The organism is Rhodococcus sp. NPDC077669 (assembly GCF_040686915.1).
GTDB classification, from domain to species: domain Bacteria; phylum Actinomycetota; class Actinomycetes; order Mycobacteriales; family Mycobacteriaceae; genus Rhodococcoides; species Rhodococcoides fascians.
Genome location: NZ_JBFBMD010000001.1, coordinates 271,933 through 286,783, shown reverse-complemented (window position 1 = coordinate 286,783; position 14,851 = coordinate 271,933). Strand labels below are relative to the sequence as shown.

Annotated in this window: 16 protein-coding genes and 1 tRNA gene; 14 read left to right on the top strand and 3 right to left on the bottom strand. The window is 64.4% G+C overall.

The window, feature by feature from the left end; all coding sequences use genetic code 11:
• Positions 1–43 precede the first annotated feature (43 nt).
• From AB0P23_RS01385 to dnaG, 5 genes are read left to right on the top strand one after another with little or no spacing between them, the layout of a single operon-like run.
• Entirely contained in the window at positions 44–1,153 is a 1,110-nt protein-coding gene (locus AB0P23_RS01385; protein WP_363796641.1) for a sensor histidine kinase, read from the top strand.
• Positions 1,150–1,758 carry a response regulator transcription factor gene (locus tag AB0P23_RS01380; RefSeq protein WP_032374419.1) on the top strand — a complete coding sequence of 203 codons (609 nt, stop codon included), beginning with the start codon at positions 1,150–1,152 and terminating at the stop codon, positions 1,756–1,758. Before AB0P23_RS01385 ends, AB0P23_RS01380 begins: the two co-directional genes overlap by 4 nt.
• Positions 1,759–1,813: 55 nt before the next feature.
• On the top strand, positions 1,814–2,530 hold the full coding sequence (locus tag AB0P23_RS01375) for a YdcF family protein (protein ID WP_027497482.1): 717 nt from the start codon (positions 1,814–1,816) through the stop codon (positions 2,528–2,530).
• Positions 2,531–3,805: a deoxyguanosinetriphosphate triphosphohydrolase gene (locus AB0P23_RS01370; RefSeq protein WP_027497481.1), complete on the top strand. Its 1,275-nt coding sequence runs from the start codon at positions 2,531–2,533 to the stop codon at positions 3,803–3,805.
• A gap of 42 nt (positions 3,806–3,847) precedes the next feature.
• On the top strand, positions 3,848–5,764 hold the full coding sequence (gene dnaG / locus AB0P23_RS01365) for a DNA primase (protein ID WP_027497480.1): 1,917 nt from the start codon (positions 3,848–3,850) through the stop codon (positions 5,762–5,764).
• On the opposite strand, the gene AB0P23_RS01360 is transcribed toward dnaG, so the two are convergent.
• Positions 5,761–6,006, bottom strand: a complete 246-nt coding sequence (locus AB0P23_RS01360; protein ID WP_027497479.1) for a hypothetical protein — start codon at positions 6,004–6,006, stop codon at positions 5,761–5,763. The genes dnaG and AB0P23_RS01360 overlap by 4 nt on opposite strands.
• A 182-nt stretch (positions 6,007–6,188) precedes the next feature.
• Between AB0P23_RS01360 and AB0P23_RS01355 the strand changes: the two genes are divergently transcribed.
• Together AB0P23_RS01355 and AB0P23_RS01350 are read left to right on the top strand one after the other, a co-directional pair.
• A tRNA-Asn gene (locus AB0P23_RS01355) sits at positions 6,189–6,261 on the top strand.
• 273 nt (positions 6,262–6,534) lie between these two features.
• A complete protein-coding gene (locus AB0P23_RS01350; RefSeq protein ID WP_206498200.1) occupies positions 6,535–7,449 on the top strand; it encodes an AfsA-related hotdog domain-containing protein in 915 nt (304 codons plus the stop codon).
• Here the strand turns inward: AB0P23_RS01350 and AB0P23_RS01345 are convergent.
• Positions 7,427–8,068, bottom strand: a complete 642-nt coding sequence (locus AB0P23_RS01345) for a ScbR family autoregulator-binding transcription factor (RefSeq protein WP_027497477.1) — start codon at positions 8,066–8,068, stop codon at positions 7,427–7,429. The two genes, AB0P23_RS01350 and AB0P23_RS01345, sit on opposite strands and share 23 nt — an antisense overlap.
• A 162-nt stretch (positions 8,069–8,230) precedes the next feature.
• On the opposite strand from AB0P23_RS01345, the gene AB0P23_RS01340 reads away from it, so the two are divergent.
• From AB0P23_RS01340 to AB0P23_RS01330, 3 genes are all read left to right on the top strand, one after another.
• Complete coding sequence (locus tag AB0P23_RS01340) at positions 8,231–8,698, top strand: NUDIX domain-containing protein (protein ID WP_167327871.1); 468 nt, start codon at positions 8,231–8,233, stop codon at positions 8,696–8,698.
• 71 nt (positions 8,699–8,769) lie between these two features.
• Complete coding sequence (locus tag AB0P23_RS01335; protein ID WP_363796638.1) at positions 8,770–8,922, top strand: hypothetical protein; 153 nt, start codon at positions 8,770–8,772, stop codon at positions 8,920–8,922.
• Between the two features lie 55 nt (positions 8,923–8,977).
• Entirely contained in the window at positions 8,978–10,444 is a 1,467-nt protein-coding gene (locus AB0P23_RS01330; protein WP_204878792.1) for an MFS transporter, read from the top strand.
• An 11-nt stretch (positions 10,445–10,455) separates the two neighbouring features.
• Here the strand turns inward: AB0P23_RS01330 and AB0P23_RS01325 are convergent, their stop codons facing one another.
• Positions 10,456–11,178 carry a GAF and ANTAR domain-containing protein gene (locus AB0P23_RS01325; RefSeq protein WP_027497474.1) on the bottom strand — a complete coding sequence of 241 codons (723 nt, stop codon included), beginning with the start codon at positions 11,176–11,178 and terminating at the stop codon, positions 10,456–10,458.
• Positions 11,179–11,288: 110 nt separating this feature from the next.
• Between AB0P23_RS01325 and AB0P23_RS01320 the strand changes: the two genes are divergently transcribed.
• The 4 genes from AB0P23_RS01320 to AB0P23_RS01305 all read left to right on the top strand — a co-directional run bounded on the left by AB0P23_RS01320 (position 11,289) and on the right by AB0P23_RS01305 (position 14,584).
• The gene (locus tag AB0P23_RS01320) at positions 11,289–11,756 is read left to right on the top strand and encodes a universal stress protein (RefSeq protein WP_027497473.1); all 468 of its coding nucleotides are present in this window, start codon (positions 11,289–11,291) and stop codon (positions 11,754–11,756) included.
• A gap of 103 nt (positions 11,757–11,859) precedes the next feature.
• A complete protein-coding gene (locus AB0P23_RS01315; RefSeq protein ID WP_363796635.1) occupies positions 11,860–13,656 on the top strand; it encodes a TIGR03767 family metallophosphoesterase in 1,797 nt (598 codons plus the stop codon).
• A complete protein-coding gene (locus AB0P23_RS01310; RefSeq protein WP_032390971.1) occupies positions 13,653–14,003 on the top strand; it encodes a hypothetical protein in 351 nt (116 codons plus the stop codon). Before AB0P23_RS01315 ends, AB0P23_RS01310 begins: the two co-directional genes overlap by 4 nt.
• The gene (locus AB0P23_RS01305; RefSeq protein WP_363796634.1) at positions 14,000–14,584 is read left to right on the top strand and encodes a hypothetical protein; all 585 of its coding nucleotides are present in this window, start codon (positions 14,000–14,002) and stop codon (positions 14,582–14,584) included. The genes AB0P23_RS01310 and AB0P23_RS01305 overlap by 4 nt, the downstream gene beginning before the upstream one ends.
• Positions 14,585–14,851 lie beyond the last annotated feature (267 nt).

Below are 14,851 nucleotides of genomic sequence, written 5' to 3'. Positions count from 1 at the left end.
GGAAACCACCGATCGTGTCGCCCACGGAGATACCGTGGGCGACATGACCACGTTCACCGCCGACCTCCCCGAGGGCAGGGTCTGGCGGTACGGCTGGATGTTCGGAGCCATCTGGCTGATCTACCTGATCTATCCGTTGAACGAGATTCTGTCGTTGGAGTCTGTGGCGGCACGGGTCCTCGGTATCGCCGCGATCGTCGGGTTCGGAGTCGTGTTCACGGCCACCTTCTGGCGCTTTCGCAACGGTCACCGCCGCGGACACCCGCTGCCGGTACGGCAGGCCTGGATCGCGCTCGCGGCAATGCTGGCCCTGACCGCGGCGATGAGCGCGCTGATCGGAACCACCGGATTCGGTGCAACGATCTACATCGCGGTGCTGGCGATGATGACGCTGCCGGTTCGGCAGGCATGGACGTTGGTCGCGGTGATGGTGGTGGCCATCGAAGTGGCACCGCGGGTCATCCCGTCCTGGGAGCCCGACAACTTTTTCGCGTTTCAGTTGCTGATCAGCTCGGCCGCCGCGTGGGGTATCACCCAGGTCTTCCAGCGCAACCACGAATTGGCCGTGGCGCGGCAGCAATTGGCGGATCTGGCCATCGTCGCCGAACGTGAGCGGATGAGCCGAGACGTGCACGACATTCTCGGGCATTCCCTGACCGTCATCACTGTCAAGAGTGAACTGGCCGGCAGATTGCTCGAGATCGATGCTGCCCGAGCAGCTGTCGAGATCGCCGAGGTGGAAACCCTTGCAAGGCAAGCACTGGCCGACGTTCGCAGCACCGTCGGCGGCATGCGGCAAATCGACATCGGCACCGAACTGGCAAGCGCACGAACAGCTTTGCTGGCTGCAGCCATCGACGTCGAGCTGCCCGCGGATGCCGACGTCGTTCCACTGCGACACCGCGAACTGTTCGGCTGGGTCCTGCGCGAAGCGGTGACCAACGTGGTGCGACACTCCCACGCACGCCGCTGCCGAGTGATGCTGACGCCGTCGAGCATTTCCGTCGTCGACGACGGATGCGGGCCGGCCGAGGAAAACTGTGGAGGAAACGGGCTCCGCGGGTTGGGTGAACGCGTGAGCGCTGCCGGTGGTTCACTGACGGTCGCCCGGGTTCCGACCGGCGGATTCAAGGTGGAGGTCTCGGCACCATGAGTATCAGACTGTTGCTGGCCGACGACCAGGCGCTGGTGCGTGGTGCTCTCGCGGCATTGTTGGGGCTCGAACACGACCTCGACATCGTCGCCGAGGTGGGACGAGGCGACGAAGTGGTGGCGGCGGTTCTCGAACATCGACCCGACGTCGTGCTGCTCGACGTGGAAATGCCGGGCAAGAACGGCATCGACGTCACCGCCGAGCTGGCTCAGGCGGTACCGGAGTCGAAAGTGCTGATCGTCACGACGTTCGGCAGGCCGGGATATCTGCGCCGTGCGATCGATGCCGGAGCCTCCGGATTCGTCGTCAAGGACACTCCAGCCAAACAGTTGGCCGATGCCGTACGACGGGTCCACATGGGTCTGCGCGTCGTCGATCCCGCGCTCGCCACCGAGACGCTCACCGAGGGCGTCTCGCCGCTGACCGCCCGTGAGCAGGAAGTTCTTCGCGCAGCGTCGAAGGGTGGAACGGCCGGTGCCATCGCGGCGCAGGTGCACCTGTCGGAAGGGACAGTGCGCAACCATCTCTCTTCGGCGATCGGAAAAACCGGCACCAGCACCCGGGCCGAAGCGGTCCGAGTCGCCGAGGACCGCGGGTGGCTCTGACCTTCCGAGGCGCGCCGTGACCGCCGAAGATGCGCGGGCCTGGCAAACTCGAGGGGTGAATCCAACTCTCGACCGAGATTCGTACGGCGACCCGTACGACGACCGGTATGCCCCGGACCCCGGTCCCGAGCGGCTGGGCTTCTTCGGAACGCTCGGACGCTGGACGGGTCGGTTGGTCGCGGGAGTGATACTGATGGCCCTCGTTCTGGTGGCAGGCACCGCGGTGCGCGTGTGGCAGGTGGCTCGAATCGACGACCATACTGCGGCGGACGCCATCGTCGTACTCGGTGCTGCGCAGTACAGCGGTACGCCCTCGACGGTGTTCGAGGCACGCTTGGCGCAGGCCGCGTCGTTGTACGAGCAGGGCATCGCTCCCGAGATCGTCACCGTCGGCGGCAAGCAAGAAGGTGACCTGTTCACCGAGGCGGCGTCGGGTCGCAATTACCTGATAGATCAGGGCGTGCCTGCCGACGCGATCGTGGCCGTCGAAACCGGATCGGACACCCTCGAAAGCATCGAAGCCGTCAGTGCCACGCTACGAGATCAGGGCAAGACATCGGTGGTGCTGGTCAGCGATCCGTGGCACTCGCTGCGCACCCGAACCATGGCGCGCGACGCCGATCTCGATGCGTGGACGTCGCCCACCCGCACCGGGCCTGCCGTCTACACCCGCGAGTCGCAGGCGCACGGAATAGCCAGGGAGACAGGCGCTCTGCTGTGGTACCAGTTGACGCACTTCACCGCTGATTTCTCCTACACGGCAGGCCAGTAGATGACCGGCACATACTCCGAGCACGACGTCGAACGATTCGTTCCCGAACCGCCCAAGACCGCTGGGCTTCGATCCGGGGCGGACAACGCCTCGCATCGGAGTGCGTTCGCGCGAGATCGTGCGCGGGTCTTGCACTGTGCTGCCCTGCGTCGTCTTGCGGACAAGACCCAGGTGACCGGGCCCCGCGACGGCGACACCCCGCGCACCCGGTTGACGCATTCGCTCGAGGTCGCGCAGATCGGGCGCAGCATCGCGGAGGGGCTCGGCAGCGACCCCGATCTGGTCGATCTGGCGGGCTTGGCACACGACATCGGTCATCCTCCCTACGGACACAACGGCGAGCGGGCCCTCGACGAGGTGGCCCAGGATTGCGGCGGATTCGAGGGCAACGCGCAGAACCTGCGCATCCTGACCGGCCTCGAGCCCAAGATCCTCGACTCCGACGGCAACAGCGCGGGACTCAACCTCACCCGCGCCGCCCTCGACGCCGCGATGAAGTATCCGTGGACCAGGCCCGCGCCGGGCGCGAAATTCGGTGCCTACGACGACGACTCGGCCATTCTCGGCTGGGTACGCGACGGTGCACCGGACAAGCACAAGTGCCTCGAAGCGCAGACCATGGATTGGTCCGACGACGTCGCCTACTCGGTACACGACGTCGAGGACGGCGTCATCGACGCCAGAATCGACCTGCGCGCACTGTCCGATCCGATCGAGCAGCGGGCACTGGCCGAACTCGGTGTGTCGGAGTTCCGCGGACTCGACGTCGACGAGTTGATCGAGGCGGCGAGCCGGTTGTCCAAGATGGACGTCGTCGTCGCGGTCGGCAGATACGACGGCACTCTCACCGCATCCGTGGCGCTCAAGCACATGACCAGCGAGCTGGTCGGGCGATTCGCCACGGCTGCCATCGACGGAACCCGCCAGAAGTACGGCACGGCAGCGTTGACGAGGTACGATGCCGACCTCGTGGTGCCGTCGATCGTCGCGTCCGAAGTGGCTCTGCTCAAGACCATGGCACTGCGGTACGTCATGTCCGACGCTGGGCACAAGATTCGGCAGGAACGTCAACGTGACCGGATCCATCGTGTCGCCGAGTGGTTGATGCGCTCGGCGCCGGGCGAACTCGATCCCATCCTGGTGCCCGCGTGGCAACGCGCGAACAGCGACGCCGAACGGACTCGCGTCGTCGTGGATCAGATCGCGTCGTACACCGAGAGTCGACTCGAACTGGTGGACAAGCGGTCGCTCGGGGCTCAGGCCAGCTGGGGTTGATCGACGGGTGTCGGGCGTCTTGTTCGACGCTAGACTCCAGTCGTGGCCGGCCGAATTCCTGAACGTGACATTGCCGCCATTCGCGAACGCACACGGATCGAAGACATAGTCGGCGACTACGTCTCGCTCAAGCGCGCGGGCGGCGACTCCATGAAGGGGTTGTGTCCCTTCCACGACGAGAAGTCTCCGTCGTTCCATGTTCGGCCCAATCACGGCCATTACCACTGCTTCGGCTGCGGCGAAGGTGGTGATGCCTACTCGTTCCTCCAGAAGATCGAGCACATTTCGTTCGTCGAGGCCGTCGAGCAACTCGCCGATCGGCTGAACTACTCGATCTCCTACGAGGGCGGAGGGCCATCGGTCCAACGTGACCGCGGGACCCGAGCGCGCCTGATCGCCGCGAACGCGGCGGCTCAGGAGTTCTACGCAGGTCGGCTCAGCGGGCCCGATGCCCAGGCCGCCCGGGACTACCTGACCGAACGCAACTTCGACGGCCACGCCGCACTGGCCTACGGCTGCGGATACGCACCCGACGGCTGGGACACCCTCACCAAACACTTGCTGGGCAAGGGCTTCGAAGCCAAGGAGATCGTCGACGCCGGCCTGGCGACCCCGGGCAAGCGCGGCACACCCATCGACCGATTCCGGCGCCGGTTGGTGTGGCCGATTCGCAGTCAGAGCGGCGACGTCATCGGCTTCGGCGCACGCAAGCTGTTCGACGACGACACGATGCCCGGAAAGTACATCAACACTCCGGAAACGATGCTGTACAAGAAGTCTCAAGTGTTGTTCGGGCTCGACCTGGCACGCAAGGAGATCGCGAAGTCGCATCAGGCCGTCATCGTCGAGGGCTACACCGACGTCATGGCGATGCACCTCGCCGGCGTCAAGACCGCGGTGGCGTCCTGTGGCACCGCGTTCGGCGAAGACCACCTCGCGATGCTGCGCCGACTGATGATGGACGACAGCTACTTTCGCGGTGAGGTGATCTACACCTTCGACGGTGACGACGCCGGCCAGGCCGCGGCCATGAAGGCGTTCGAGGGGGATCAGAAGATCGCCGGGCAGACCTTCGTCGCCGTCGCACCCGACGGAATGGACCCGTGCGACCTGCGCCTGAAATCCGGTGACAACGCTGTTCGCGATCTCGTGGCCCGGCGGACCCCGATGTTTGCCTTCGTCGTCAAATCGCTGCTGCGAGAGCATGATCTGGACACGCCCGAGGGGCGCGTCGAAGCCCTCAAACGCACTGTTCCCGTCGTTGCACGGATCAAGGACGCCTCACTGCGCGACGAGTACGCCAGGCAGCTCGCCGGATGGACCGGCTGGGACGACACTGCGATGGTGCTCGCGCGCGTGCGCGACGAGGCGAAGAAGGGTGCCCGAGGCGACACCAGCGGCAAACGCGTGCCCTTCGAGAAGCGTCAGGCAGCGCCGACGGAAGCCCCGGCCGGGCCGCCGCGTCCGAACCCCACCGATCCGACGCTGTGGCCGCAACGAGAGGCCCTCAAAGCGGTGCTGCAGATGCCCGCGGTCGCCGGCACCGTCTTCGATTCGCTACCGCCCGAGAGCTTCCACCATCCGGCGTACGCAGCGGTGCGCGATGCTGTGGCCGCGGCCGGCGGCACTGCCGCGGGCCTGGGCGGTGGGGAGTGGGTCGACGCAGTGGCCAAGCAGGCCAAGGACGCAGTGGTGGTGTCGTTGGTGACGGAGCTGGCCGTCGACCCGATGCGCGTGGCCGACGACGCTCTGACACGCTACATCTCCGGTGTGCTCGCCCGGCTCCAAGAGGTGTGGGTGGGCCAACAGGTCGCCGAACTGAAGTCCAAGCTGCAGCGCATGTCGCCCGCCGAGAAGCCGGACGACTACAACGCCCTGTTCGGTGATCTCATCGCCCTCGAGCAGTACCGCCGCAGCCTGCTCGAACTCGCCGTGGGAAGCGTCGCCGAGGTCGGTTAGCGCCGCAGCTGATCGCGCGGGACGAAAACCTGGTCTTCGTCGTCGACCGGCTTCATCGGCTCGAGTCTCGGCTGCGTGTTCAGAGAGTCGGACAACTTCTGACGGCCGACCTCGATGGCCTTCTTGGTGGCCGGGCTCGACGCGACGGCGCTGGCCGTCTTACGAATCTGCTCGTACCGGCCCCGTCCGGCCTTGGCTCCCAGTACATATGCAGCTCCAGCCGCCAGTACCAAACGAATCATCAGTGGGTCCTTCCGTAGAGCGTGCGGCCGTTCTTCCATCTTGCCCGACGAACCTCGAGCAGGGCGATTCGGTACACAGCGGAAGCTGTTCCGGCGCTCACGTGGGCCCGATTTGGTACTCACAAGGGGGTGTGCGCTATTGTTTCCAACGGCTCGCACGAGAGTGTGACGCCGCAAGGTAATCCCCCATAGCTCAATTGGCAGAGCATTCGACTGTTAATCGAAGGGTTCCTGGTTCGAGTCCAGGTGGGGGAGCGCAGTCCCCGTCCGGCTTGTCCGGGCGGGGATTTTTGCTGTCCGGGGTCGCTCGCCCGTGACCGGATCGGTCGGCGAGAACGTACCGCACATGTGGTACCGAGAGTCCCGGACAGCTATCAGATCGTGACCGAATCTTCTGTATATCGATCGAATGAATCAGGTCGTCGGATGCCAGTTTTGTCGGTGTCTCGCGACATACTGTTCGTGCGATCCGGGACGCTCGGAAGTGCTGGAAAAAGACGGATCGGTCGGGTTCTAAGGGGCTTTGAAGTGAGTTTGAGTTACGCATCCACCGTTCCACGCCAGCTCGTGCATCGGCGCTCTCCGGCGGACGTGCTGTTGACCGACTACGAGACGGTCGACGGTACGCATCGTGCGGCGGTACAGCTGCCGACGTCGCATCGCATGTTCGTACCGGTACGTCGCACCCACGATTCGTTGATGATCGCCGAGGCGCTACGGCAGGCAGTGAGCCTGTTCTGTCACGTCGAACACGACGTCCCACTCGACCACGTGGTCTACATCGAGCACTTCCGGTTCGACATTCTCGACCTGCTGTCGGTCGACAACATCGACGATTCGCTTGTCGCCGAGTCGATCACGACCGACCGCACATTCGAGGACGAGTCGCTGGACAACCTGAAGCTGTCAGCTCGACTGCTCAACCGCGGTCAGGTCGTCGCCTCCGGAACGGCGTCCGTGCGTCCCATCGGACCGGACGTCTACTCCAAGGTCCGCAAGCCGACCATGGCCGACCCACACTTTCGGTACCTTCCCGCCGGAACCGAGGTGGTAGAACCGGCCGGAGTCGGCCGTCTCGACCCCTCAGATGTCGTACTGGCTCGTCATACCTCGGACGGGACGCTCGTGGTGGCTCCGGATCCGCGGAACCTGGCGATGTTCGATCATTCGGTGGAATACCTACCGGGCGTCACCATGCTCGAAGCCGCCCGTCAGGCGTTGCGTTCGGCCACCGGTTGCGTGGACCTGGATTTCACGTCCCTCGAGGTCAGGTTCTTGGGGTTCGCCGAATGGGCCAACCCGTGCACGGTCATCGTCGACAGCGACACGACCGACGGCATTCACCGCATTCAGTTCGAGCACGACGGGGTCGTGCTCTCGGCGATGTCCGTCACGGCGACACCCGAACCGTGGCTACCGCTCAGCGATCGTTCCAGTCGATGAGCGGTGCATCGGCTACCGCTCGTATCCGGGCCAGTCGCCGGCGAGGGGCGATCGACGGTAGCAACAGGTGCCACATCTCGGTCATCCGAAGCTGGAGGTCGGCGCGTCCGGTGAGCATCTCCGAGACGGTCTGAACTCCCGTGAACGATGCAACGATCATCCTGGCGAGTGCGGCCGTGTCCACGTCGTCGACGATGTCGCCTTCGGTCCGGGCGCGCTCGGTCAACTTCGCGATCATTCCGATCCAGTCGTCGAACGATTGCGCATTCGGATTCTGAGCCGTCGTCGATTCCAACGTCAACCGCATGCCGCCACGTGCGATGGGGTCGGTCTGCAGCTGACGCGCCAACTCCTTGGTGATCAGGATCAGGGCATCGATGGCCTTCGGTGTGCTTTCGATGATGGTGACGGTGGCAGCGGTGGCAAGAGCCATCTGTGCCTCGATCACGGCCTGCGCCAGATCTTCCTTCGACGAGAAGTGGAAGTACATCGCACCCTTGCTGACGCCGGCGTTGGCGATGATGGTGCTCAGACTGGCTGTGCCGTAGCCGAACTTGTCGAAGCTCGATGCGGCTCCCACGAGTACGGCCTGCCTGGTCGATTCTGCGCGCTCTTGCATCGGTAGACAATAGCTGGTACCCGCTTTCGCGGCACTCTCCCAGTCAAAAGACGGCAATTCACCGAAAATCGGTGTCGATGCCCAAGGGGCGAACCGTGCGGGCCTGCTCGAATGGTGATGGGGAATGACGGTGAGCGTGCAAATTGATGGCACGCTCATCACATGGTCAACAAGAGCGCGGGCATTCTGCTGTTTCGGGTGAACGCCGACGTGGTGGAGGTTCTGATCGCCCATCCCGGCGGCCCGTTCTGGGCGCGGAAGGACGACGGTGCGTGGTCGATAGTGAAGGGGCAGTTCACCGAGGCCGAAGACCCGTGGGCGGCGGCTCAGCGTGAATTCCGAGAGGAAGTCGGCATCGAGGTGCCTGCGGGCAACCCCATCGAGCTCGGCACCGTCACACAGCGCGGCGGGAAGATCGTCACCGCGTTCGGGATCGAGTCCGACCTCGATGTCTCCACTGCGATGAGCAACACATTCGAGATCGAGTGGCCGCCGAAATCCGGGAAGATGCAATCGTTTCCCGAGGTAGACCGCATCGAATGGTTTCCTGTGTCGCTGGCGAGGACAAAGCTGCTGGCCGCGCAGCACCCATTTCTCGACGCAGTGGAGGCCATTGTGGAGTCGCGCTAGTTTCGGCGTCGAATCCCGGGGTATCCGGCGGCCGGAAACGACGGCCGCGGATGCAGGGTGGGAAGTGGAACATGACACCGATGGAGACGACCGACGCCGACACGGCTCGCGTGGAAACAGCTCTGCTGGAAGGTCAGTGGGCAGGTCGAATCGTGGCCTCGGGGTTCGTGGCTCTGGCCACCGGCCTGTCCTGGTTGTTCGCCGCGTCCGCCATGATCGGCTAGCAATACCAGACCGTTCGGTCGATACTGCTCAGCGACTACTACGAAGGGCAGTGCAGTGACCGACGGTATTGCGTCAGCGACCCCACCGGCGATCGAGGTACCCAAGCGCGCCTGGCAAGCCCTGGTGGTTCTGTTGCTCGGGATGTTCATGGCCCTGCTCGACACCACCATCGTCAACGTCGCATTGCCGACGATCAGCACGACGCTGGAGGCGTCGGAATCCGTTCTGTCGTGGATCATCTCGGGCTACGCGCTCGCGTTCGGTCTCGCCCTGATTCCGGCGGGCAAGGTCGGGGATCGGATCGGGCACAAGTGGGTGTTCTTCACCGGCCTCGCTCTGTTCACGGTGGCCAGCTTCGCCTGCGGACTCGCTCAGGACGATCTGCAGTTGGTGGTTGCCCGAGTGGTTCAGGGTCTGGCAGGCGGAATGTTCGTGCCCGCTGTCACAGCGTTCATCCAACTGCTGTTTCCAGGTCCTGTGCGCGGCAAGGCATTTGCGATCATGGGTGCGGTCATCGGAGTGTCGACTGCGTTGGGGCCGATCGTCGGCGGGTTGATCATCCAGGCTTTCGGTGAGGAGAACGGCTGGCGGTTGGTCTTCTGGGTCAACCTGCCGATCGGCATCGTCGGTCTGATCGCGGCGGCGGTTCTGCTGCCGAAGAAGGATGAATCCGAGCCGACTGCAAGGCCGGGCATCGACTGGCTCGGGTTGGTGCTGATCTCCGCCGGCCTCATCGCGCTGCTCGTACCGCTGATCGAAGGCCAGGAGCTCGGATGGCCGTTGTGGACCTACGTGACCATTGCTGCAGGCGTGGGCCTGATTGCAGTGTTCGGCTGGTGGGAGGTGATCCACACCGGTCGTGGACACAATCCGCTCGTGCCGCCGCGACTGTTCACCCGACCGGCATTCACCGGCGGTGTGATTCTCGCGCTGGTGTACTTCGCGGCGTTCACCAGCATCTTCTTCACCATCTCGTTGTTGTGGCAGACCGGGCTCGGCAATACGGCCCTCTCGTCCGGGTTGGTCTCGATACCGTTCGCGATCGGCAGCATCATCGCGTCCTCGCAGAGCAACAAGCTCACGATCCGACTCGGCCGCACCGTATTGATCCTCGGCGCATCGCTGGTGTCGATCGGCTTGATCTGGCTGTGGATCATCTTGGCGACCAGTTCCGCCGACACCATCTCCCATTGGACTCTGCTGGTCCCGCTGTTCATCGCGGGCTTGGGCAACGGCGCGTTCATCGCTCCCAACGCGCAGTTCATCGTCGCAACCGTCGACCGCGACGACGCAGGAGCCGCGAGCGGCGTCATCTCGACGATGCAGCGCGTCGGCTCCGCAATCGGTATCGCAGTCATCGGTAGTGTGCTGTTCGGCTCACTCACCATCACCGGCCCCGATACCGTGGGATCCGGCTTCCTGCACGGTGCCGCCATGGCCATGGCCGTCAGTGCCGCGTTCAGCGTCGTTGCGTTGGCGTTGGTGTTCGCTCTACCGAAGAAGGTGCAGAGCGGTCACTGATCTCGGCTCGTTCAGCTCGACAGGCCCTTGCCGTGCCGCTGGACGACCGTCGATGCGAGATCGGCGATCTTGACGTTCAGATCCTGCGACGATTTGCGGAGCAGTGCGAACGCTTCTTCGTCGGATACTTTGTGCAACGCCATGATGAGGCCGATCGCCTTGCCGATCTCACGGTTGCTCTCGAGGCCGTCGCGCAAGGTCGATGCCTCTTGGCCGTTCAGCATCGCCCCGACCGTCACAGAAGTGAACGCAGTCAGGATGACGGCTTTGTCGGCGGTGTCGGCATCGAAGGCACCCGCGGTGTCGGTGAACAGGTTGAGAGCACCCACCTTCTGCTCGTCGACCTTGAGGCGGAACCCCATCGCTCCCCGGACCGGCGTGCGGTTCAGGACACCCCGAGCCATTGCGGGCCACTGGGTGGGGCTGCTGAAATCCGGCTCGAGTTGGACGGCCTCGGTGGTCAGCGCATCCAAGCACGGTCCCTGACCTGTGGCGCGTTCGATGTCGTCGACGACGCGTGCCACGTCATCCGAGGCCGCGACGGTGACGGCCTTTCCGTGGCGCAACAACATGAGACTCGCGTGATCGCAGTGAGGGACAACCATCGTCGCGGCGTTGCAGATAGCGGTGTAGACCTCTTCTGCGCTACTGCCGCGATACACGATGTCGGCCAGAGCGGCGAATACAGTTGCCGGGTCGGTCGACGGAGCGTCGAACTGTTCGTCGTCGGTCATTGCTTCTCCCGTCGTGTGGCGCATGCCGGGCAAACCGGTTGCGCAGCACATCAACCGTACCGCCCTGCGCCGGGGTCCCTGCACCAACGGGCTGGCAGTAGCCTCATGTCGTGAGCAATGCGCAGGAATCTACGGGATTCGAGTACGGCCACGACGGCCCGAAGTCCATCGTGGTGGGCGTCGACGGCTCGGATTCGTCCTGGCGGGCCGCCGCATACGCCGGAGGACTGGCCCGTAGGCAACAATCGCTTCTGGTGCTGGTCTACGTGCAGCCCATCGCCACCGCGTCGTGGGGCCAGGCGGGGATCTCGATGGTGGAAACGGGCCGACAGATCGCCGACGAACTCCTCGACTACATCAGAACCTCGGTGGCCCGCTTCGGGGAGCGAGAGCAGGTTCGCTGGGAATTCCGCACTGCGCAGGGTGATCCTTACAACGGACTCGTCGCGGTTGCCGATGGACTCCGCACCGACGCCGTCGTGGTGGGGGCCTCCGAACGCGCCGGGCACCGATTGGCGGGATCTGTGGCAGTGCGACTGGTCAAGGCGGGCCGCTGGCCGGTCACAGTGGTGCCATGAAGGCTCGAATTCCAACCAGTCCGCGGTTTTCCCTGTAAAAATAGGCAGTCACCTCGTCGGATGCAAGGCGCATGTGGTGCGGTTCTCGGATTCGGGGAGTTCCATGGCTGGTCTGTCGCGTCGTCAATTCGTCACTCGGGTGGGCACTCTCGCCGCGGCATGGGGAATCGCACCGCAGGTTCTGGGCCACGTCCTTGTCGCTCGGGCGCAGCCGGCGTCAGGAGAGACCGATGTCGGCGGAACGCTGGCGCAGACCATCCTGAGATCGTCGACCGGCCCCGGTCGGTACCGGGTGCTCGCTGCGGGGCCGGGGGAGCCCTACGTCCCTCGCCTCGACATCCTCGGGCGGGCACCCAGCGCGTCTCGGGTGCAGGCCAGACGCTCGTTGCTCTACTTGGGGCACCTGTCGGACATGCATGTCATCGATGCGCAATCGCCCGGCCGGATCGAGCCCATGATCGTCTCCGACCATGCCGCATGGGGCTCGGCCTTCCACCCGCAGGACCCGCTGACCGTGCACGTCACCGCCGCGATGGTGAAGGCATTTGCGGATGCGCGAATCAGTTCGGTCACCGGCGCTCCCATGGGAGCCGCGGTTGTCACCGGTGACAGCGCCGACATGCATTCTCATCTCGAACTTCGTTGGTACATAGACGTTCTCGACGGCGTCGCGGTCCGGCCTACGAGTGGCGCATCCGACGTCTTCGAGGGCGTGCAAGCGTGGCCCGAGGCGCAGTGGGCGTATCGGCCGGGCGATCCGTCGGGAGGGTCGTTCGGGGACTACGGATTTCCGACGCTTCCCGATCTGTTGACGCAGGCGATGTCGGGGACCGTCGAATCGGTGGGGCTACCCGTCCCGTGGTATTCCGTCTACGGCAATCACGACACGTTGTTGCTCGGCACGTTCGATCTCTCCTCTCAGCTGCATGCCCTCGCGGTCGGGGGACAGAAGGCGTACACACTCGAAGCGACGGCCACGTCGGCATTGGCCGGGTACGCATCGACGGGTAGTCCGCTGCAGAGGATGGTCGATGCGCTCGGGGTCGGATCCGGCGCCCGGCCCGGGTTTCGGGCAGTGTCGGCGGATCCGGCTCGGTATCTCTTCGAGCAGCGTGAGTTCATGCAAGAGCACTTCGAGACGACTCCCACCCCAGGGCCGATCGGGCACGGTTTCACCCAGCACAACCTCGACTCGGGTGAAACCTGGTGGGCGGCGGACCCGACTCCGAACGTTCGCACGTTCGGACTCGACACGTGCAACGCCGTCGCCGGCCCCGACGGGGCGGTGCCCGAGGACCAGTTCGACTGGCTCACTCAGCAATTGGAGAAGGCACAGGCCGAACGCAAGCTCGTCCTGATCTACACCCACCACAACAGCCTGACCCTGGAGAACCGTGCACAGCGGCCGGGACAGTCGGTGAAGCTCTACGGCGCAGACGAATTCATCGATCTGCTTCTGAAATATCCTGTGGTGATCGGTTGGCTCAACGGTCACACCCACCAGAATCAAATCGTGGCGCATTCGCGAGACGGACGAGGGTTCTGGGAGATCACCACCGCGTCGTGCATCGACTTTCCGCAGCAACAGCAGGTGGTGGAGATCGTCGACAACAGAGACGAGACATTGTCGCTGTTCACCACGGTGCTCGATCACGCGTCGCCGATCACGCCCGGAAACAGTGGCAGCTACCTGGACCTCGCCTCGCGTAGTCGTGAGTTGGCTGCGAACGACTGGGCCGAGAATCCGCTGATGCGACGAGGTTCGCGCCTCGACCGCAACACCGAACTCCTGCTGCCCGCGCCGTTCGACCTGAGCGCCATCACCGACGCCGCTCTGGAACAGCAACATCTCGACGAGCACGCCAGACTGATTGCGTACGAGACGAGGCAGGGGCGATGAACGGTGTTCGTAGGCAGCTCTTCACGGTGGTGATGGTGCTGGCCTGCGCGGGGTGCTCGCAGACCGCTGCGCTCGCCCCGGTCGGGGGAGCGGAACTCGGTAACCTCCGCTACGCGGTGAACGACGTGCTGTTCGAGCAAGGAATCGAGATCCTCGTTGCGCCCGTGTGCTCGGGCACCGGGGCGGACATCGAATGTGCCGGGACGACAACCGGTAACGAGACGATCACCGGTACGGCCACGTCCGACGATGCCAGTACCGTCGAAGTGAAGGTCGGCCTGACCGTTCTCTACTCGGGTTCGGTGCAGGACGTGCTCGATCGCAATTCGACGGTCGGTGCGCCGTGAAAGGGGTGCTGCTGCTCGCATCGGTGGCGACTGTCTCGGCTCTGATTCAGGCGCTGACCGTGGTGGGGGATCCGGCTCCGACGTCCTCCCTCGGATTCGCTGCGCTGGTCGTCGTTTCCGCCGCAACGGTGATGTGTGCGCTGTGGTTCACCGCCTCGACGGCACTCGATGTGGTGGACGGCAACGCGTCGGGTGCACTGAGCCGGACGTGGCGACGACCGCGGGTACTGGCGTGGTGCGTGGTGCTGACCGTGGCGGCCGTTGCGTTCGCAATTCTCTTCCCCCTGCTCCCGGCTATTGTCATAGTCATTGCGCTGCTGATACTTCCAGCGGCAGTGGACGGTTGCCGAAACCCTCTGCGCGCTGCACTACACACCGTGAAGCAATCCCCGTGGCGCTGTACCGCAGCGGCGGTCATCACGATCCTCGCCTACCTACTCGGCTGGGTGGTGGCACTCGTGCTGGGATTCTTCGTCACCGGCGTGGTGGCGGCATTCCTGACGTGGCTGTGGTTCGGGGCCAATGCTGCTGCACTGCTGCTGTATTGGTCGGCTGTGTATCGCAGGGTGGTCGGGACTTGATCGGCGCTCGCGAAACGGCTCCAGTCAGCCCGAATTGACCACTCGGAGCGTCACGACGTCGGCCATGGGTGGGCCTTCGATCCTGTCGGCGACGTCGTTCAGATCGTCCTCGAACAGGCGGATCTTACGGATTGTTCAACGCTGAGGCATTCGACGATGAGTCCGGCGCAATCGACAGGTATCGCGCAACGTACGAGCCGACTATTGGCGCGAAGCGTGTGGTGCGGCAACCGCAAGTAACACGTGACCCGGTCACTCGCCAGGTCG